Consider the following 19949-nt stretch of genomic DNA (forward strand, 5'->3'; position numbering starts at 1 on the left):
CTATGTTTTCGCGTGAATGGATTGAGAAATTCGACGCTTCCTACGGTATTCCAAGGAAAGCAAATGAGCAGTATCTGCCATCGTATCAAGCGTTTTGGCAGTGGTCGGCTGACATTGGCATGTGTGTTTTCTTCTTTGCTTTGGGATTACTCGGTTCAATAGTCTGCTTGTTTGCGGGATATCTTTTAGACGTTTATGGTCTGATAACTTTGGTCTTTTGGGCGATGGCTCTGATCTGTATTGCGGGCTCGCTTGTAGATTCCTATTCACTAATGTGGGCGTACCGCGTTCGACGAATGAGTACCGCTCATGGCTCAGCGCGGTGGGCGAAGGCATCCGATCTGATTCGCTGCGGTCTGATGAATCGGATTAGAGGATTGCCATTACCTGCAAATGCGCTTCCTCTCGCAAAAGCGTTTTGGGGTCGCGATGTATTTCTTCCCGCAAGTCAGTGGCTTCGCCACTTTGTTATGTTCGGCCCGACCGGTTCCGGTAAATCAAAGACTTTTTTCATGTCCATGATCCGGGCGATCCTGAACAAGTCGTCATGTCTGGTTTACGATCCAAAAGGCGAGCTTTTCGCCCAGACTGCCCGTTCCGCCGAAACGATTTATCGTCTGGACCTCAACGAACCGAAAAGAAGCGATCGATGGAACTTCATTCCGAAATGCAGAAACGATCCGGCATTTGCGTGTCAGATTGCCGGAATGATGATCGGGATAGAAGGCCGACGCCGCTCAAATGCCGATCCGTTCTGGGGCGACGCCGAGCAGATAGCTTTAACCGCAATTTTACTTCATATCGCAGAAGTTTTTCGCGAGAAGGCAATTCCCGCCTTTGCTGCAGACTTTCTTCTCTTCCTGAGCGGTGACGGCGATCAGGCCTTCAACGATGCGATGATGAATTCGCCAAGCCTCTACGCGAAACAAGCGTATTTAGCTTTTCGACAGGCACCGGTTCAGACTCGCGGATCCATTTTGATAGGTTTGTACAACAAGCTTCGACCGTTCACACTTGCACCTGCTCGGATGGTAACGTTGCCGCCAACCAAAGACGAAGCGGCACTTGGCTGCCGCTCGATAAACTTCGCAGACCTTCGCAAACCCGGTACAGCAATTTACCTGGTCGTCTCGGAAGGGGCCGCCGACGTCTATAAAGAGTTTATCGCTACCTTCATCGGACAGGCCGTTATGGAAATGAGGCTCGATGGTGTAAATGAACCAGAGCATCCGTGCTTCGTTCTCATAGACGAGGCTTACCAGTTGAATGTATCGGAGGTCAAAAGAATATCGGGTATCGGGCGCGGACGTGGTGTTGGACTTGGTCTCGGATATCAGGACTTACCTCAAATGTACGACCAATACGGTCGTGAGCAGGCGAATGCGATACTCGGCACCATAATGACCAAGATCTTTCTGCCTGGCCTTGACGATGTGACTGCCGAGTACGCCTCAAAGCAGCTGGGCGAAACGACGATCTTCTCAAAAACATTTCAGGACTTTCCGGGAAAGAAACAGGACAACACCAGATACGCGGAGCAAAAGCGTGCCCTCATGCTGCCGAATGAGATTCGACAAACAGCAGCCCATTCCGAAGTGTTGATTATCAGCGACACCGCCCCGCCGATCCGCGCTGCATACCCGCCTTTTGCGGTTCATAAAAACACTTATTCCGCCGCGATTAAAGGCACACCCCGCGAAATCCACCTTGGAGATATTGATCCTCAATTCTCATTTACAGACTCGGGCCAGGCTAACCAGGCTGCCGAACATGACAAGGCAGCTCTCAAAGAAGTTATCTCATCTGAGGTCGATCGAATCTGTTCGAAGGAACGTCTTTCAGAACTGGCTTTTCCATCTGCAAAAGAGCCAGCACTTGACTCGCTGGAACATCAATTAGACGGTGAATCGGCGAAAAAGGATCCAGTTTACAACGCTCTCAACAACCTTCCTGTCGAGGTGGGATACTTTTCTGCCCAAGGTAATGGAGGTTCTTTGGTGATTGAACACGCATCGATCTAAAACGCATGCTAAATAGACTCAAGATCTCGCTCATCCTAGCCCCGCTGGCCATCACAATTTTGATCGGCGTCTATGTCTACTCCCTTTGGTCGCAGGAACGAAAACGAAGCTCAGAAATCCCCGTTGACGCAACCGCAGCGATGAACAGAGATCTGGTGAAGTTCCACCAAAAACGCGGTTCGTTCCCCGCAACGCTGAAAGATCTCGAAGGCGTCGTCTGGGAAAAGAAGGATCGAAATTACGTTTCGGACGGACATTCAATGATCCACAGAAACTACTTCTATCTTTACTCAAGAATTGACCAAAATCGGTTCACTCTCTGGGCCATCCCAATCGGCAAAGAGCGTGAGGAGGCATCAACATTATTTTTAGTAGGAACGCCTATGAAAAAAAGAACATGGAAAGGAGCCGCTCTCACTGTAGAAGATGTCGGCAAACTACCCCGGTTGTTACCGGTCGAACAGGATTTGGCTCTTAGAGGAATGGTTGAGCAGGTAGATCACAAAACGATGTCCTCGAATTCGAAGTAAAGTATTTCTTTGCGAAAAGTACCGAAAAGTGGTACTTTGTGCAAAGGATTACTTTCATGAGATCACAAAGTTCGCAACTTAGAGTCGAAGAATGGGTAGATAAGGAAATTGCTTTCGGCCGGAGCGCTTTCTCTCTGGATCGAGTTGAGAGTGAGCTGCCGCAGTATTCTGAAACCGCGATCAAACGTTCTCTGAACCGATTATCACGAAAGGGCACCATAATTTCCGCCCACAAGGGCTATTACGTTATTGTCACGCCTCAATACTCTTCACGCGGGATTCTTCCTCCGGCACTATTTATTGACGGACTAATGCGTTTCTTGGAGCGTTCATATTACGTTGGCCTTTTAAACGCTGCTGCATTTTACGGCGCGGCACACCAGGTGCCTCAAGAGTTCTTTGTTTTTACGAGTTTTCCGCCCATGAGGCCGACCGTGAAGAAGGGGATAAAGATAAATTACATAACCAGAAAAGAGATCCCAGATGACCTTCTCGAAGACCGAAAGACCGAAACTGGAGTTGTGAAGATTTCCTCGCCAGAACTTACCGCCGCCGATTTGGTGCAGCACCATAAAAGAGTCGGCGGTTTGAACCGAGTAGTTGAAGTGCTCTCAGAGCTGACCGAAGCGATCCGCATCGAGAAACTAAACAACGAGTTTATTCAGTTCGTTCCAACTGCCGTAATTCAGCGGCTCGGTTATCTGCTCGAAACAGCAACAGGTGCAGAGTCACTCGCCGACGGGCTCTATAAAGCCGCGGCGTTAAATGTCGAAAAGTTCTTTCCTGTGCCATTAAGTACAACAAAAAGGAAACGTGGATTTCCGGTTGAAACGAGATGGAATGTAGTTGTAAATGAAACGATAGATACCGAATAGTGATTCCTGCCGCATATATCACCCAATGGGCCAATTTCGTCCCATGGCAGACAAATGAACAGGTCGAGCAGGACCTTGTGATCACACGCGCCATTGTGGAAATCTTTTCGGATGATTTCCTACGCGAACGCCTCGCGTTTCGCGGCGGGACCGCTCTTCATAAACTTTATTTGAATCCGCAACCTCGGTATTCCGAAGACATCGATCTCGTTCAGATCAGACCCGAACCAATTAAAGAAACGCTCGCCCGCCTTCAAAGCAGGCTTGAATTCGTCGGTCCGGCATCTGTGGCTCAGAAGAAAGACAATAATACTCTCCGTTTTCGATTCGAATCGGAAATACCTCCGGTCCAACCTTTGAAACTAAAAGTCGAAATAAACTGCCGCGAACATTTTAACGTGATGGGCTTGCAGAAGTTTCCCTTTGCAACGGAATCTGACTGGTTTAGCGGAAGTACCGATATTGTTACATACAGGATCGAAGAGCTTCTCGGAACGAAGCTTAGGGCTCTGTATCAGCGTCGCAAAGGGCGCGACCTCTACGATCTTTACAAGGCGTATCAAGAGCAACGGCCAGATTCTCAACAGATCATTGAAGTTTATCGAAAGTATATCGCTTTTTCCGTAGACAATCCGCCAACTAGAAAACAGTTTCTAAGGAACCTCGAAACCAAGATGCAGGACGACGAGTTCCTTGGCGATACAAGGGCGTTGTTGAGACCAACGGAACAGTATGATGCTCATGAGGCATTTAATTTCATAAAGGATGAACTTGTTGAAAAGCTCTAGGCTTCTGGTTTGCCAGCCATAAAAACCCAAGGGCACTTAGACTACCGAACACGCTGGGACGTAGTTTGAAAATGGTCATCCCGACTTCGAACGCCTGCGGACACCGAACGCGTGGAGAATGGAAAACGATCTTTGGATAGCTCCTTGTCATTAAATTGATTAACAATGCTGCTGAGTTCGGAAGTCAGCAATTGTCTCGCGTCGTTATTCGCACTTCTTGCTCCAACTAAACTCAAATGATCGTCTAGGATCATATTGGTTCGTTCCTGAACAAACTTCGGATCGGCGTTTGCGAGCGACAATTCTAGCAGCTCGGTTTTCAGCGCTGCTTGAAGCTTGCCTGGTTGGAGATCGGGCGTGGATTGGTTAGTTCCGTCGATGACGGGACCTTTCGATTCTTGGGTGGTCAGTCTGGCCGTTGTTTCTAGCTTTTCCTTCTGCTCGGTGGCCACTTGATAAACGAAATCCCTCTCCGCAGGCGGCAGTTTGCTGTAAAGTTCACTGTGGTCGAAGTTGTTTTTGAAGCGGAGTTCCTCATTCGGGGTTTTGAGACTCTGTAGAAAGTGCTTTGTTGCTGATAAGGAATCGTTCAAGTACTTTCTTTCCATTCGAGATTCCAGACTTTCGATCAATTGTTGGGCCTCTGGGCTGCGTGCGATCTCGCCTCTTTTCAAAGCCTCAGTTCTTGCTTTTGTTGTCTCGCGGTCACCCGCATAGTTTAGTTTCGCGACGATCATTTCGGATGTGTAGTGCCGAGGCGACTGTTCGGTAAACAACATTTGCATCTCCTTCTGTGTCAGAGCAGGAAGGTTCTTAGAATCTCGATTCTGGGCATTCTGCAGCCTTTGAAGCCCAACAGAGGCATTTTCAATCCGTATCCTTGATGACGCTTCGATAACTTCCTCACGCGACTGACAGCGATCTAACATCTGGGCGTAGTCTCGATACCGTTCGTTGAAATGTCGAAGTCTCGTTTCAGGTTGATTTAGCTGGTACTCAAGATATGCGGATGCGATTCGCAGGTCCTCGTAATTTAGCTCCTTTCCTTTCACATCGTTCTCGATCGGCTTATCAGCTTTTGCCTTAAAAAGTTTTAGAATAATGGAGGGCGTAATGCCATTTTCCAGGGCATCGTCCAGTGCCGGAAATTTGACCTCAGCCCAGTGCTTCATCTCTTCCACGGAAATTTCGGAAGCGAGAAAGTTTAGATGTGTACTCTCAAGTTCGATGCGCTCAAACCCGAGAGTACTATTAACGTGTTCAGAATCTCGTCCCGTTGCAAGATGCTCGAAGGTTTCACCAGGCTCTTCGACCGATCCTCGAAATTGATGTTCCGTATCGTGGAGATCAGGCTCGAGAAGCGGCTCATACTGGATCGAACGGTCAGTTGGTTCGAGCTTCTCCATCTCACCCGCAACAATTGCGATTTCTGCTAGAGTCCGATCGAATCGCTCTGTCGTCGATTCTGCTTTCGACTGATCGCGATCCCGATCCAAAAACTCTCGTTTCCCGTCCAGCGCGTCATAGATCCAACGAAAGACCTTTGCCTCGGTCTCTCGATCTGCATTGCTGCCGGCGATGGCTTTTCCATAGTCAAGGATCTGTGGTGCGACTTCGCGAGCTTTGTCGAACCCGACCAATGGTTCAAGCCGGATTACTCCGTAGTTAAGAGTTGCGAGTTCGAGCGGTGATTTTAGATCGGGCGACTCCTTCGGAATTATCAGAACGCCATTCTGAACGGTTCCTCCACGCTCGTATGTGTCACGGAGAAACTGTGATCTGCTGTTCAAGAACGAAGCGTGCTCGCTCCTGTTGCGGCCATCTGTGTCGTCAAGTTTTGAAAGCTCAAGGTCTGCTCGGCTAACCGAAAGGATCTCGTTGATCGCTCTTTCTGTGCGTGGATTCGACGGATGAAAGTTTGAATCTTGGGTAAGCGTATGACGTGAGGCTCGATTCAGCTCTTTGACCTCAATTGCCTTCGCAACTTTCTCAATCGCGAGCTTAACAACATCTGCGTGACACGTCTGCCCTGCCCGACAGAAACACGTGATCGAAATCGGCTGTCCGCTGCGGAAGGCATCGCTAAGCAAAACCATACCATCCCTCAGCCCGCCATCATTTTGTTTGTAGCTGTTTCGCAGCCGTTCGGAGTAAGCGAAAAGCGCGGCTTCGCGACCGCTACCCCGTGGTGCAATTTCGTTCCGGTTGGGTGAAAGAAGCCCCAATTCTGGAGTGCTAATATTCCCGAGATCGAGACTCCTGTTTGGAAGCGTAGACTCTGCTTCATTCAAGCGAGCAACTACCTTATTGCTCAGATCATATTTCATAACTCGCCCCTCCCCGTTTCGGCTCGTTGGCTAACCGCCCCCCGAAGAAATGGCAAATCATGTGCCTAGAAGTCAGCCAACCAACTATGGTTTGGCTTTCTATACATTTAGATATCAACTCCGTTCGATTCCGGTCCTAATACCTCGACCAATCGTCACATCTTCCCTCTCGGGCCATCCTCCTTTTTCATGGGCAGTCGAATCTCGTCCTTTGCCAGACTCTGCTTTCGTTTTTGGATCGACGACCGATGCTAGAAGCTCCCTGAAGTTCGTCCCATCAATTCCGACCGAGTGTTTGAGTATTGAGTTCAGTCGCTTTGCTTCCCGGCTGCTCGATGTCACTGTGATGCGTTTCTCGATCTCAGTGATCTCGCTTGTTGTGAAGATAGGCTGGTAAGTGAGATCCGCAGCACTACCCAACAGGGACAGTTGCTTAAACTCCGAAGCCTCTTTGGCCGCATTCAGCGACAGTTCTTTGGCGGCCGCCACGTCCGCTTTGAGACATCTCTCGCGATCCTTTGCGCGGCCTTCGATCTCGCGTCTCAAGGTTCTGTGATCTTTGCCCTCTAGCAGTAGATTCAGTGCTTGGTCCAGAATCGAACCTTTTCGTGGTAGATCGACATCGTTGAGACTCAGATAACTCATCGAGCCGTTCGATTTGTCCTCGATCGCAAATCTGTGAAAACGCTTCGAGCGTCGGTAGAATGCCAGGTCTTCTTTTGTCTTATTCAATCCGATATTGCAAAGAATTTCTCTTGCCAATGTGCGGCGAACGATCGCGTGAGAAAGATTCCCGGCTTCTGCGGGGCCGATCTTTCCTTTAGCTCCGTGTTGGCTGGCCACCGCCCCTTGAATCGACGTCTTTTGGAGATTCCAATTGGATGCGTATTCTTTGGGAAATTTGAGTTTTCTTGAGAGTGTGTCAATTTCGATGATCTGATCGGCAGAAAACACTGGCTTCACTGTATCGAAGGTGCTGCTTCGATCAAGGACTTCACTCAGAACCCCAACAATCTTTTGCTCCTGCCGCATCGATTTGTGCATTTGCAAGGATTGTTCACTCAGAGAACTATTGACCGAATCAAATAGAAAAACTTCCCTTGACTTGGAATTTCGGCTTGAGGGCTTGTTGGTCAGATATTCGATTGCCGAGCGAATGCTTTGGAGAACAGAGCGACCGTTGTTCTTGACATCATTTTGACGAGCTATCATCGCCAAAGAGACTCGATCGTTTCCAACCTTCACCTTTCGGTAATACGCGTTGTCTTTGAAGTCCGAGAGCTGCCGCTGATGTAGCTGCATCCTCATTTCAGAAACCGCTTTTTGTCCAGCGAGAAGTCCAAGATCAGAAACAGTTCTAGGTGCGATTTCTTTCTTGTTCTCAAGGTCGGTTCTCACCTGCTCAAGATAGCGAAATTCACGCGTTTTCGTGTTCGCTAGACATTCGCTCTGAAGTTCATCGAGTTCTTGTTTATTGAATGCGGGCGGCGGTAATTTTACTCCTCTTTTTTTATAGTCGGTTCGGATCAGATTTGCTTCGCCACGAATAGACGCAGATTCCTCGTTTAGCTTGAAAAATTCCGATTCTTCCCGGGCGAGTATGCTGTTGGTTATCGCTATGATCTGACGTGATTGCGGTGTTTTGCTCCAGTCTTCGGAGTTGGTTGCTGATTGCCTCAGCTCCAAGAGCGAGACTCTTAGCGTTATTGCTTTCTCCGGATCCCTGATCGGAAACTTGAGGCTCTCACGATTTTCTATTAGAAAGGCAATTTTTTCTTCCTTAAATTTGAGTTGATATTCGGCAAGAATACCCCGGCGTAGAATCTCTCGTTCGTGAATATTTCCGTCGCCTTTTTGAAACTTAATGGCGTCATGTATTTGTAGAGCATTTCGATTGTGCTGCTTGTCATTGGCATGTTCCCGTGAAGGTGTCCGTTTCGCAACAAACTCCTGAAGTTTTTTCTTCGCGGATTCGATCAGAATACCGTCGACAATCCGTTTCTCTCCATCGATGATTTCAAAATGCGGAAGCGCCTCACGCGGAATTTTGTTCAGCGATCTACCCTGAAGATCTTTGGTCAGATATTGCTTTTGAATTGCGATATGAACGTGCGGGTTTGCTGTGTTGAGATGAACGGCGCCTGCCCACGCAAGCCGCTCGCTTTGGAGACTCTTTTCTAGCTGTCCGATGGCAAATCTTGTGACGATTTTTACTTGCCGCTGGCGTTCCTCATCAGTCGAACCAAGTTGTTGAAAATCCTCCCGCCGAAATGAAAGAACAAGGTGGTGAAGCTCGTTGTTTGACGGACGCCCTTTGCCGCAATCGGATTTAAGAAAGTTGTTTGCGCTTCGTACGGTAAGATGTTCGGTAAACTCGTTAAAAAGTTCACGACCTTTTTCGGGCTCTGCATTCCGGTCGATCTTACTGTGCGCTAGATAATGAATGAGACCGCGAGAACTGCCTCTTTTTGATTGAACGCTGGCAATAACTCTCATGATTCGCTCGCTATTTGATTCGCGGGTTTAGGCAAGGAATCGATTCGCTGTTTTAGTATTCGTACCTTGGTTGCAAGGTAGCTGTTGTGAAGGGATTCGTTTCCTGAGACGTGCTCGTGGAACAGGAGACATTTCTTAAGATCGGACACGGCGTGTTCGATCAGCTCAGCCATTGCGGTAGAGGCGATAACAACACTCTGTTTGCGGTCGCTGGTCTCCGGCGACGTATATTCGATGAGCTTTGTGAAAACGAGATTTAACGAGGAAATCGACATGCTCGACATCGAGTAGATTTCGGTAGTCAGCGAGCTTGCTTGACGTAGCAGTTCTAGTGCATTTTCGAAGTCCGATTCCATTCGATCAATGCTTTCTCGAATCTCGCCGATGTTGCCGCTTACAGCAAGATCAACCGTCTCGTTCTGGCGGCCGGTTCGCACAAGCCAATCGAGCTTTTCCTGACAGCGACCCGAAGCAAAATGCTGGTGTCTATCGGTCAAGGCGAAATGGATCATTCGACGCACAATCGCCGACTTATTCTCACCGGTTTCGGCTGCGATCTCTTCAAGTTTTTTGTGGTCGTCTTCGTAGGGCCTGACGCTGATCGGCCGTCCCTGCTTTGACTCGATACCCAACTCGATGTTTTTTACTATTTTCTCTCTGTCTCGCTTTCTCATCTCTCGATTTTTGTGGCGGCGTTTTGTCACCAATTCGTCGGCTTGTAATTTCTCCGACCATTTGGACATGAGCAAAATACGTGCCTTTTGCGAGAAATATGGCGAGAACTGCGGTTTGTAATTTTGATGACACCGCCTAACTTAGTGACAGTGTGAGACTTACGCCAATTACAATGGTCGGTTCTTGGTCTATCCTGTCATACACCCGCCGCTGTAATTTTTGTTTTTTTACGAGCCCCCTCGATCCGCCTCTTTTTCTACGCCAAAAGCGGTTCGTTTATTCGCCGCCCGTAGCCACAAATACCGCAGTTCTCTGCCGCGGCACGCCGATTGATTTACCAACCAGGCCAGTAAATTCGCCAACGTAAGGAGACCAAATACTAATGAACGATCAGCGCAATATCACCCCCTCTACAAAGCAGAATTTCGAGCGTCCGCTGCTGCAGATCAACCGCTTGAACTTCGTAAAATTGAACACACGTGTACTCGAAGCGACCGACAGCAAACTGAAACAATATCTTCAGTTCGCGTCCATCAGCATGAATACCGATATCACCAATGACGATGTTGTCGAGTACGCGCTAAACCACCTTTTTGAGCGCGATCCGGCATTCAAAAGCTGGCTTAAAACTAGAGGTTAAAAGAATATGAGCTAGGCGGAAAAAGCAGAAGGAAGTGTTCCAATCCCATCGAAATTTGCACCGGAAACAAACGACGGATGAGATGACTCGTATTGGGACAGAATCAATTCAAGCTTCATCTCAAATTCGCGGATATCCAACCGGTCTGAGCCGCGACACAGAAGCCCGCCCAGTTGCTCCATATCATCAGCTGAAACGTCACAGCATATTCTTACCGCAGCACGGGCCAGACGGTCTGCAACTTCCTGAAACTGCACTCCCGAATGTCCTTTTACCCACCGCCAGGAGACATGATGCCCGTAGCATGCTTTGACCAGACGCGACCAAAACGTGCGGTTTGCACGCATGTGGTTTCGGCCCAACATCGTATCTATTACATATCTTGAGTCTGACACTATCTCTATACGACAACATCTGCGAAGCTGCTCCAACGCATACGTGCATGCAAGGATCTCGGCCTGCTGATTGGTGATCTGTCCCAAATATTTTGAAACCAGTTTTACCTCCAGTCGGTTGTGATCAAGCATAACCACACCGCAGCCCGCCGACGAGTCGATCGAGCCATTCCTAATGCATGATGCATCCGCGTAGATCGTCACAAGAGGCGCATATTCCGCCGCACTCTCTATCGCGCTTTTATTCTCAACTAACTTGGTAACGCTCATTGTCCACCTCTCGTTTTTCTCTATAGGAAACTGGGGCACGGCACCGACGCTATGCCCCCAACTGGCAAAAACAACCTACCTCAGAACTGATCGATGAACGGCTCATTGACCGGTGCCTCGGGAACAGCCGTGCCCGTGAATTCAGGAACGTCCGGCTCGGGGCTGTCAGCAGTACGTTCCTGGTCCGTTTGGCCGCCCGAACGGTTCGATCCGACAAACTCGAATGAGAAGAGCGAGATCTCGGCACCTGATCTGGGCTCGCCCTTATCTGTGCTCCACGGGCTGAACGAGAGCCTGCCGTGGACAAGCAGATGCGTTCCCTTTTTTACATGCTCGGCGAGCGTCTCCGCAGTCTTGCCAAAGGCAACCACATTGAACCAATGTGTGACCTGCATGCGCCCTTCCGGGCCGTTCTTGAAAGAGTTTGAAGCGATCGGAAAGCTCGCGACCGGCGTGCCCTTTTCCGAATATTTCAGGCTCGCATCGCGGCCCGCATTTCCTAGTATCGAGATATTTGCTGACATGGTTTTTTCTTGCTCCTTTTTTGGTTTATTTGTTCTCCGAACGGAACGGCGTTTCGCCATCTGCGAGAGTTTTTCCAGGCGTTGTGCCTAAAATACTGGCCGCCGCTCCTTTCGTTGAATATTGCTCTTCAATTTTCAGGCCGCATGCACAACCTTAACCTGTGTTCGCTGTACATTGGGCTGCGTGAAGAGGCTCGCCTGGATCGTGCGATTCGCGCGAACGGTCTCGTTTAGTTCTGCGTCTCGTGCCCTCACCGCGTCCCACAATTTCTGTTTCTCCTGCCGCTTAAATGCCTTCGCCGCCGGGTCGTTATAGAGACCGAATTTCAGAAAACGTAGCTGTCCAAGAGTCGCCATTTCGATCTTTCGGAGCCAGCGTTTCGCGTCGATTGAAAGTTGATTCTTCAACCTAACTTCCTGAGATTTTGCGACGGTGTTAAGAGCCGTGAACTCCTTAAGGGAAAGGCTTTTGTGTTCCTTAAAATCTGCGTACGCTTTTTTCTTAAGTTCGGCTAAATCTGCCGTGTCCGACGTTCCGCGAATCGCAAGATAGGTTTCTTGATACGAATCGTGACGAAGGCTTCGCAGATGAAAGTCTGAGTATTGTCGCTGCCACATTAGGCGCAGGACAGAAGCGGCGTACTGCATCTCTTCAAAGTCAGGGTTGATTTCCTGATCTACAAGGATCTCGAAACTACCTTGCTTAAATGAGTAGATACGGCGTACCGAACGGATGACTTTGCTGTCGTAGATCTGATCAAGGGAAAGTGCCAGCCATTCCTCGAATTCTCGATCCGAGAACGGATGTCTCGAAGGCATTGCCCAGCCAGCACAGCTGATCATTCGGCGTCCTTCCTGAACGGCATTGCCGCCTAAAGAATGGCCTACAAAGAGCTTAGGAAGCTGTGACGAAAGCTCTCTTGATTCGTATGGAAGACAGTTTGCATCGATCTCACAATCGAGATCAAAGACCACCACCGAACGCTGGCTTGAACTCATCGTTATGCCAATCAGTCCGTTCTCATCAAACTGCTCAAGTTGATCGAAAGTCGTGAAGTCTCTGTCGAGTTCTTCGATCGATTTATCGCCGTCTTCCAGATAGAATTCGGCAAAGTCGTCGAACATCATGCGGCTGATCTTTTGGCGTCCGACACGCCGCAGAACCGCCTGCATTTCATCATCGAAGTTCGGGCATTTTGGCGGTAGCGAACTGCGATTCTTGGCAGCTTCCTGAACTCGCCTTTGGTCTGCGACACAAAGCTTTTGCTCGGTCATTCGCGACTCTTCAAAGCTGATCTCGCGATCTGCCGTAGTCGCCGTAACAGCTTCTAACTGCATACCGAGCAGGCCCATTTCGTGAAGAACCTCATTTACGCTTCTTCGTCTAATCTCGCCGTAGTAGTACGAGGCAATTTGCTCATACTCAAACTGCCCGGCGTCCGGGCTCGCGATTGCTTTTACGCATCTGACGAATTCCTTAGCATCTGTCTCGTCGGACAAAACCTTCATCGCGTATTCGAGCGACATTATCCGCACACGGTCCAACGCTTCCGGTTCAAGTTCGTCGGCGATCCGAACGACAACATCGCCCAAGATCGAGAACTCTTCGAGCTCTCGCCTTCGCAACGGATTCGATGAAAGATGCGCACACCAGTCCTGCATCGGCGAACCGGTATTGACCGGCATGAACGCCAGCATCTGATTATTAGGAGCGTGCTTTCTGAGTTGTTCGATACTTATTCTTTCTGCCATAACTTCCTCTATTGGATCGGCGACCTGCCGAATCGAAGACGCGTGTATTTAAGGGCCACATCTTCAAAACCCTGAATAAAATCACTTTCATTCAGGCTTGAAAATCCCTCTCAAGTTGCGGGAGAAGTATGTTTGGGGAAACGAGATCAGGTCATTTGTGAGAAAGAACTCTTAAACACTTTTGTAGATAGGCGAACGTTTGCGGTGCCCGGCTCTCAAGTTGAGCCCGTCCCGTACCGAGGCCGTCCGCAGGAATAACAATGGTCTGTTCAGCCTTCGAAATTTTGTGAAATAGATCCTCGAATGCGTGGTCGATCGCCGCTTTGTTTTGCTCGAATTCTAAATCCGTAAAGAACGCGCCGTCTCGACTACTCGGGAATTTCTTGGTCGGTATCCCAACACAATTCGGTTCGCCCCGCATGGCTGCGGCCTGGCCGCCGAAGCCCTTGCCCGCGACGTTGTCACCGAACAGGAATATGCGGTCGCGATTGGCTCTTACAAACTCTCTGGAGATCCGTTTCATTCTTACGACTCGATATCGCATAGCTGCCGTTCCTAGTTCAAATAAGCACTGCCGCCTAAAGAGGGCGATCTCTAGACGGCAGTTAAAAGCTATATTGTGACTTAGTATGCGGCGGCCTGCTGGAGTTCGACCGGTGCGGTTTGTGCCGTCTGCATTGCGACTCCGTCTCCTTCCTCATCGCGGCGGCCCGACAGGAATTGGAACTCCTGAAGCACGATCTCTGCTCCCGCCTGCGGAGATTCGTTCTGATCCACCCACGGGTTAAAGGTCAGACGGCCCTGAACGTAAAGACGACTGCCTTTTCGCACGTAGCGAGCAAGTGTCTCCGCCTGCTTGCCAAATGCCGTCACGCGGAACCAGTCGGTCTTCTCCACGCGTCCCTCCGCGCTGTTCCTGAACGAGTTCGAGGCCATTGAAAAGCTCGCCACGAGGGTGCCGTTGTCCGTGATCTTTGTTTCCGGGGTCTTCCCTAAGTTGCCGATGATCGAAATATTTGCTGACATTTTCTTAATTCTCCTGTGTGTTTAATTTTCTGAGGATCACGTTGAGTGACACCCTCAATCCTTCTCCGAAGGCACACCTTTTCAGCCGCTGTTTATTTGATTTGTTTATCGAGTGACAATGGGAATGAGAGGACTTTGAGAATCGCGGCAGCGTCTGACCGGCCGAAAGGCATTAGCTGTCAAACTGAGCTATTCGTCTTGTAGGGATATTCGTTTTCGAGAGGAAATTAAGGGCGAGAATTCAGGGATGATATCGTAGTCGACACCCTTGATGAGGATAGTACCCGCTGAATTTCTTGCGTTCGGCAGTCTTGCTTTTCTACGTAGTGACGTAGATGCGGAGGCTCGTCACCGGGGATGCTCACGAAGCTAGAAACGTCTTCGTTTGAACGCAGGTTAGCAGTAAATTCCTGCTTCCAAGACAACTTAAATATAGAATTTGAACGCAAGAGGAGGTGCCTTAATGTCGGCACTTGCAGTTAAGATTTCCCCAATCTTGTCGGCGAATCGTAGAGTTACAGGCATACCATCTGCGAACTGACAGGAATTATAGTTCAGCTTGGTCAAAGCCATGATATCCGAGAGAACTTGCTTGATATCGGCTGATCCCTTGTTTATCTCAACGAAGAGCGGGTTAGGCACTTCCATTGACATTGCGGTTTGCGTTTTGGGGGCGTACCCGACAGTCCAAAGAAACGCGCTTTTGTCGTCAATAAGGTAGGCGAGGCCTCTCATCACTGGATAATCCCCAGTTTGTCTATATAACTTCAATGGTTTGGACCGCGACATCGATACGCCCACTAGATTGACACCAGAAGGAGCAGCTTGTTGGAACGCATCCCACTCCTCCCTATTGAATCGCGTTTTAGCGTGTATGAATACTTCTCCCGGATTTTGTCCCTTATTTTGCTCGCGATAAGATTCGATGGCTTGGGTTAACAGAGACTTAGCTTCCTTCGGATCTAAATGAAACTCTTCTCTTTCAGGATTCCACCACTCACCTATCTCACCTTTGAAGACCGTCCCATCGCCATTATCCAAGAACATCTGAGCAGCACAACAAGCATTTTTCGGGTTCTTGCTTTTCTCTAGTTGTTTATAGACAAGTCCCAAATAACATACTCCACTTCGTATGTCTGATAGCTTCCATGGCTTCCCTCCCGCCTTATAGAAGACGCCCGTCGAAAACGTCCATGCTAAATGCCCTTCGATTTTTGAGAAGTCACGAATCGGGACACCCCGGCCGTTCGTAAACTCTCGCCAAGCAAGTGTGCTTTCGCGAACTATCTGCGTTGGAATTGTGTGGGTGAGGAGCCGAGCCTTTAATTGGTCATGAAACTGGGCATCAAAAGTGTAAGCGAGAGCTTCCTCTTCTTTTGCTCGATTATCCTCGTCCAACTGGGAAAAGAGACTTGGTGTAAATCGAAAATTCTTTGCCTGAGCCTTTGAGATAGTTCGCTTTGTCTGAACAAGATACTTTGGCAACGTTTGATTCGGACGACAAAACTTGTAAATCTCGTCTGGAACGACTACGAACCAAACATCGACAGTCTCATCGGTATTCTTATTCGCTGTAACAATTTTTTCTAAGAACAAGGAGACAAGGTCATAGGTCCGTTTATGAGTATTCTCGTTATAGAGAAAATGATCGATCTCTTCTTTCCGAACTTCTTGATAATACAGATTATTGGATTCCCATTTGCAATTAAATACGGCTTCAAACCCAGGAAACATTGGCCGGGTTACGTTGTTTGCATTATATGTTGGCTTTTGCAATCCATCGAGAAAGTCTTTAAAACTTTGCAGGCCTCGCTGAGTCGCGACAACACCGCTACGAATACCATATATTTCGTTTACTGGGCCGTACATCGCCAATCCATCCCTCACGTCCGTACATTTCTGGTCGTAAGCAAATAAAAGTTTCGGTTCGGGAATATAAATAAGTGGTTTCATTCGGGTTCTGGAATATCATCTAGGGCATTGTCAATCTCATCAACGGTTCCTATATTTGAAATCTCGACTTCCTCGGACAACGTGTTCTTTATGGGTTTCTTATAAGTTGCAGGTGCGAGGAAAGTTACAGGCTCGGTTCCGACAACGATTTGTTCTTCGCTCCCTACGTCAAACTTCAATTCGCTCGAATTTGTTCCGAGATAGCCAATAAGAGCCATAAGAAGTCGGCGCCATTTTCCATTCCACCAGTTCTTACCCAGTCGTCGCCTCGCGGAGTGTTGCGCGGCCTCAGAATCTATGAGATCTATTCCATTAGTTGTGAAGAAAATGTGAGATGAGAAGACGAAAACGGGAAATGGGTAAAGCTTCGCTGATGGCGAAACACCGTAATGCCATGTATTTTCATGATCTTTACCAAGTAACTGTACTTTATTGAACTTATCCCGTTCTAAAGTGTCCTTTTCAATCCAGTAAGCCACGCGATTTGACATCTCGTAATCGCGTAAACCTGCTTCAACCATAAATCGAGCAGAAGCTTGGTTAAGTAAATCGACGACAAGTCTCTTACATTCAATGGGACGAATAAAATTCGTCTCTTTAATGGTACCCGTAAGAATATCAATCATGGGAATTCTGACGCTCCAACTGCTAAGGTAAGTACTCGTTTCCGGAAATTCATCAATAAAATCATATTCCCACGCGAACGTAGCAAGATATTTACCGTATCGGGCAGTGGGATATTTAATCCCCGGCGAATTACGATTTTCGATTACGCGGCGTGGAAACTCATGAAAGCGTAACTCCTCAGGAAATGAAATGATCGGGAACCAATTGGATTGGTAAACTTCTTCTTCGGCAATAGCTCCCTTGTCGTGTAAAAATATTTGCTGGTATAGCAAGGAAGTTAGTTCGGGATTTGGACTACTGCACGGAACCTCTTGCTTTTCCAGAGCTTCTAGCAGGTCCCTTAATCCAGCGGCCCAAGAAGTCCTAAAATTTACAGCATTTAGTCTAACGGCCTCGATATTAATATCGTCGAACGAAAGATTTTGATCAATCATCAGCGGGATGATAAACGCGTCGTCATCCAACACCTTCTTAACCTTCTCGGCTACCGCAAGTTCTTTCAGGACTCCTTCCCTTCGATTCGAGAAGACGGATAAAACGGGCAAGACTTTTATGCTATTCTCACGTATTTCCCTTTCAATGGCTGCCCAATGATCAACCCCCTTGTCTAAGAATTTAAGATCGCACCAAACCTCATAGCCTAATGCGATAAGTTTCAACGTGATCCATTTGGTGAATTCATTGTCGATTACCGTATCGCCATGGCTAATGAATAGGGTTTTTCTCATCTTTTAGGTTTTGATTATAGCCAAATTGCGACCGGGAAGCAGGTCGAAAAAATCGGACAGATCAAAATCAAATTGGAGAGCAGGATCGCAGTGCACGGACCATCGAGACAGGTTTACAAATGCATGGTTCAAAAATACCCATTTAGGTGCAAAAATAAACCAATGCTGGATGATTAATGCACCAATCCGATTAGCAATACGTTTCAACGTCCTCATCAATCCGGAATGACCGATTCCTAGTTGCGAAGCCGCCCTTGTTCGATTGTTGTTATTGATCGCGAGGGCATTTCTGCGCAGATCTTGTTCCATTCCCCTAAGATACAATCCGATCCCATCGCCGGCATAGCGTGAACAGGTTGCGCGGCACACATCTTGCACCAGGCTATTCACCGAGCAAACACAGATCGAGAAATTCGAGACGTGCTAGATAATTTTTGTTTACATTTGCGCGTCGTAAGTTGTATAACAGTCAATACTTAAGCAGAACAGGAGTTTAATGGCCGGTTAGAAAGAAGGTAACTTTTCTAACCTCTGAAAAAGCGTCTCTACGAATAATGCTAGTTATCGATAAGAAGGCTGGATAACGCCAGTAGTTAAATTGATCCTGTCCTAACAAGTCCAGTAAAACGAATAAAGTTGTGGATAACCCGATCCTTTCCAAGTTGCAAACCTCACCAGGCGACCCACCGAGTGGGTCTGACGGTGCGTTTGATCGGGAGGGCTTCTTTGCGGAATCGTTAAAGCTGATTCGCAAGGTAATCGCTGGTCGAAAATCCGTCCCAACGAATGACATGCCGGATATTTCGCAAGAGGCTGCGTTAAGGCTTTGGAAATGGAGCACGAAGTTTGATGAGAAAAGCTCGCAAATGGCAGAAGGCGATTGGAAGTCATTCACCGCGCGTACCGCTCACAACGAAGTAAACCGAAACCTCTCAACTCGAAATAAACGGATCGAGGTATCTCTCGATGAAACTGAGGCGCTCGATGGCGGGATCGATGCTTCGTCCGCAGAAACTTTTGTTTTAGTCAAAACGGTTTGGCAGGGTATTTGCAAGCTGAGTCTTTATCAACGCCAAGCGCTTATTTTCAATTCGGTAGATCTCGTGCTTTATCTTTTCCAATTTGGAATCGAAGAGGATGAACTGTTAGCAAAGCTCGAACTGACAAAGAAGTCTTGGGAAAGGATTTCAACACAAATGCCTCTAACCGATATTGAGATCGCTAAGATAGCAAATCCGAATTCGGCCAATGGCCAAAGATCGACAACCGCAGGCGCGATTAAGAAGGCGAGATTTGACGCTCGCAAGAGACTTAAGGAGTTGATGAAATAAATGAATCAAGATCACTTATCAGCTGCTGAAGTCGCCATGTTTCGTGAAGACAGTTTTTCTTCCCGATCGATCGAGATCGGCCGACATCTCCTCGCCTGCAAAGAATGTCGAGCAAAACTGCCATCAGTAACTCCGCAGGAGTTCCGGAACTGTGTTCTCGGTGCAGACGGCTTAGGACTGGATGAATCTGAATACAAGTACCAATTTTTCGATTTTCCGATATTGTCCTTTGCGAGGGTAACAGCATTTGCGGGGTTCGCAATTCTGCTTCTGGCGGGGATCTATTTTGTTGGTGTTCAAAAGTTCAGTACGTCGAATACTGTTGCAAAAAGCAAGAATAACGCAGTCACGAATGAGTTAAATCCAGTCCCGGACACCGTTGCCAATCAGACAACTCACGAGAAGGAACAGTTATCGATAAAGAGTGTGGACGTGCCAAATAAAGATTCGAGACCAAAGCCCCTTTTGACAAAAACCGACCAAAGGAAAGTGGCAGGCGTTACAGCAAGCGGGCCAAAGTTGCAGAACGCCGAAACTCGCGGAAGCGAAAACCCTTGCTCGGGCGGGGCCAGGATCAGTCTTGAATCAAAATCCGATGGGAAAGAGGTCTTTCTTAGATGGAATTCTGTAAAAGGGGCTGAGTCCTACGACATATATATTTCCGACCTCGATGAGAACATGATCGATCATTTCGAATCGAAATCTCAAACATATTACCGTTCTGCGGTGAGGCTTGATCCGGCAAAGTCCTATCGCTGGAAGCTGATCGTTACGCTAGAGAACGGCAAAAAGATCGTTGGTCCGGCCCAAACTCTTACCTCGGGAACAGCCACGGAAGACAACATAAAATCCGGAGCTATGGAAAGACAACGAGGATCGTTTGAAATGCGGTGTGTGGAATCAAAATGAACAGAGTAAGTCACAACCAAATGAAGATTCATGCGCTGGCGGTTATCATTTCCTGCTTGCTCAGCTCCGTGCGGGCGCAGCA

At 48.2% G+C, this 19949-nt stretch carries 18 protein-coding genes; 7 read left to right on the forward strand and 11 right to left on the reverse strand.

Annotation, left to right across the window (positions count from 1 at the left end; translation table 11 throughout):
• The first annotated feature begins 2 nt into the window (after nucleotides 1-2).
• From IPM50_03115 to IPM50_03130, 4 genes are all read left to right on the forward strand, one after another.
• A complete protein-coding gene (locus IPM50_03115) occupies nucleotides 3-2021 on the forward strand; it encodes a type IV secretory system conjugative DNA transfer family protein (GenBank protein QQS33590.1) in 2019 nt (672 codons plus the stop codon).
• A gap of 140 nt (nucleotides 2022-2161) precedes the next feature.
• Complete coding sequence (locus IPM50_03120) at nucleotides 2162-2551, forward strand: hypothetical protein (GenBank protein QQS33591.1); 390 nt, start codon at nucleotides 2162-2164, stop codon at nucleotides 2549-2551.
• Nucleotides 2552-2607: 56 nt separating this feature from the next.
• On the forward strand, nucleotides 2608-3426 hold the full coding sequence (locus tag IPM50_03125; protein QQS33592.1) for a type IV toxin-antitoxin system AbiEi family antitoxin: 819 nt from the start codon (nucleotides 2608-2610) through the stop codon (nucleotides 3424-3426).
• On the forward strand, nucleotides 3426-4214 hold the full coding sequence (locus IPM50_03130) for a nucleotidyl transferase AbiEii/AbiGii toxin family protein (GenBank protein ID QQS33593.1): 789 nt from the start codon (nucleotides 3426-3428) through the stop codon (nucleotides 4212-4214). The genes IPM50_03125 and IPM50_03130 overlap by 1 nt, the downstream gene beginning before the upstream one ends.
• 41 nt (nucleotides 4215-4255) lie before the next feature.
• Here the strand turns inward: IPM50_03130 and IPM50_03135 are convergent, their stop codons facing one another.
• The 3 genes from IPM50_03135 to IPM50_03145 form a co-directional block, all read right to left on the reverse strand.
• Nucleotides 4256-6310, reverse strand: a complete 2055-nt coding sequence (locus tag IPM50_03135) for a hypothetical protein (protein ID QQS33594.1) — start codon at nucleotides 6308-6310, stop codon at nucleotides 4256-4258.
• A gap of 345 nt (nucleotides 6311-6655) precedes the next feature.
• Complete coding sequence (locus IPM50_03140; protein ID QQS33595.1) at nucleotides 6656-9037, reverse strand: hypothetical protein; 2382 nt, start codon at nucleotides 9035-9037, stop codon at nucleotides 6656-6658.
• Nucleotides 9034-9711, reverse strand: coding sequence for a ribbon-helix-helix protein, CopG family (locus IPM50_03145; GenBank protein QQS33596.1), 678 nt, complete (start codon nucleotides 9709-9711; stop codon nucleotides 9034-9036). The genes IPM50_03140 and IPM50_03145 overlap by 4 nt, the downstream gene beginning before the upstream one ends.
• A gap of 383 nt (nucleotides 9712-10094) precedes the next feature.
• On the opposite strand from IPM50_03145, the gene IPM50_03150 reads away from it, so the two are divergent.
• Nucleotides 10095-10352 carry a hypothetical protein gene (locus tag IPM50_03150; protein ID QQS33597.1) on the forward strand — a complete coding sequence of 86 codons (258 nt, stop codon included), beginning with the start codon at nucleotides 10095-10097 and terminating at the stop codon, nucleotides 10350-10352.
• Nucleotides 10353-10363: 11 nt separating this feature from the next.
• On the opposite strand, the gene IPM50_03155 is transcribed toward IPM50_03150, so the two are convergent.
• The 8 genes from IPM50_03155 to IPM50_03190 form a co-directional block, all read right to left on the reverse strand.
• Nucleotides 10364-11017 (reverse strand): hypothetical protein, encoded by a 654-nt coding sequence (locus tag IPM50_03155; GenBank protein QQS33598.1) that lies wholly within the window; start codon nucleotides 11015-11017, stop codon nucleotides 10364-10366.
• 80 nt (nucleotides 11018-11097) lie between these two features.
• Entirely contained in the window at nucleotides 11098-11541 is a 444-nt protein-coding gene (locus tag IPM50_03160; GenBank protein QQS33599.1) for a single-stranded DNA-binding protein, read from the reverse strand.
• Nucleotides 11542-11676: 135 nt separating this feature from the next.
• Entirely contained in the window at nucleotides 11677-13293 is a 1617-nt protein-coding gene (locus IPM50_03165) for a hypothetical protein (GenBank protein QQS33600.1), read from the reverse strand.
• A 151-nt stretch (nucleotides 13294-13444) separates the two neighbouring features.
• Nucleotides 13445-13816 carry a hypothetical protein gene (locus IPM50_03170; protein QQS34442.1) on the reverse strand — a complete coding sequence of 124 codons (372 nt, stop codon included), beginning with the start codon at nucleotides 13814-13816 and terminating at the stop codon, nucleotides 13445-13447.
• Nucleotides 13817-13917: 101 nt separating this feature from the next.
• On the reverse strand, nucleotides 13918-14319 hold the full coding sequence (locus IPM50_03175; protein QQS33601.1) for a single-stranded DNA-binding protein: 402 nt from the start codon (nucleotides 14317-14319) through the stop codon (nucleotides 13918-13920).
• A 426-nt stretch (nucleotides 14320-14745) separates the two neighbouring features.
• Nucleotides 14746-16272 carry a hypothetical protein gene (locus IPM50_03180; GenBank protein ID QQS33602.1) on the reverse strand — a complete coding sequence of 509 codons (1527 nt, stop codon included), beginning with the start codon at nucleotides 16270-16272 and terminating at the stop codon, nucleotides 14746-14748.
• Nucleotides 16269-17627: a toll/interleukin-1 receptor domain-containing protein gene (locus tag IPM50_03185; protein QQS33603.1), complete on the reverse strand. Its 1359-nt coding sequence runs from the start codon at nucleotides 17625-17627 to the stop codon at nucleotides 16269-16271. The genes IPM50_03180 and IPM50_03185 overlap by 4 nt, the downstream gene beginning before the upstream one ends.
• A 3-nt stretch (nucleotides 17628-17630) precedes the next feature.
• Entirely contained in the window at nucleotides 17631-17936 is a 306-nt protein-coding gene (locus IPM50_03190) for a hypothetical protein (GenBank protein ID QQS33604.1), read from the reverse strand.
• 329 nt (nucleotides 17937-18265) lie between these two features.
• Between IPM50_03190 and IPM50_03195 the strand changes: the two genes are divergently transcribed.
• Together IPM50_03195 and IPM50_03200 are read left to right on the forward strand one after the other, a co-directional pair.
• Nucleotides 18266-18958 (forward strand): sigma-70 family RNA polymerase sigma factor, encoded by a 693-nt coding sequence (locus IPM50_03195; GenBank protein ID QQS33605.1) that lies wholly within the window; start codon nucleotides 18266-18268, stop codon nucleotides 18956-18958.
• On the forward strand, nucleotides 18959-19867 hold the full coding sequence (locus tag IPM50_03200; GenBank protein QQS33606.1) for a hypothetical protein: 909 nt from the start codon (nucleotides 18959-18961) through the stop codon (nucleotides 19865-19867). It abuts the gene before it with no gap.
• Nucleotides 19868-19949 lie beyond the last annotated feature (82 nt).

The sequence above is a fragment of the Acidobacteriota bacterium genome, assembly GCA_016700075.1.
GTDB lineage: Bacteria > Acidobacteriota > Blastocatellia > Pyrinomonadales > Pyrinomonadaceae > OLB17.